The organism is Neisseria sp. P0022.S010, assembly GCF_051956635.1.
Genome location: NZ_JBQCXF010000880.1, coordinates 1 through 464 on the forward strand (window position 1 = coordinate 1; position 464 = coordinate 464).

At 47.6% G+C, this 464-nt stretch carries 1 protein-coding gene; it reads left to right on the forward strand.

Translation table 11 applies throughout. The features are described 5' to 3' along the window. Positions 1 to 46 precede the first annotated feature (46 nt). A partial coding sequence (locus tag ACTHUT_RS21905; protein WP_440419927.1) for a hypothetical protein occupies positions 47 to 464 on the forward strand: 418 nt, incomplete at its 3' end.

Here is a 464-nt window from a genome sequence, read left to right on the forward strand (position 1 = left end):
TTGTTGGGGTGTGTGTTTTTTTTGTTGTTGGTGGTGTTGGGTGTGTGTGGGGGGTGGGTGGGTGGTTGTGTTTTGGTGGTTGTTTGTGGTGTGTGCTGTTTTGTTGTTGGGGTTTGTGGTTGTGGGGTGTTTGGGGTTGGTGTTGTTGTGTGGGTTTGTTTGTGGTTGTGTGTTTTTTGTGTTGTTGTTTTGTTGTGTGGTGTTGTTGGGGGTTGTGGTGGTGGTTGTGTGGGGGGGGGTGTTGGGGGTGTGTGGTGGTGTGTTGTTGGTTGTTGTTGTGTTGGGGGGGGGGGTTGTTTTTTTGTGTGGTTGGTTGGGGGTTGTTTGTTTGTGTTTGTTGTTGTTTGGGGGGGGGGTGTTTGGGGTTTTTGTGTTTTTTGGGTTTTTTGTTGTTGTGTTTTTGTGTGTGGGTGTTTTGGTGTGTTTTGTTTGTTTGTTGTTGTTGGTGTTTGTGGTGTTGGGGT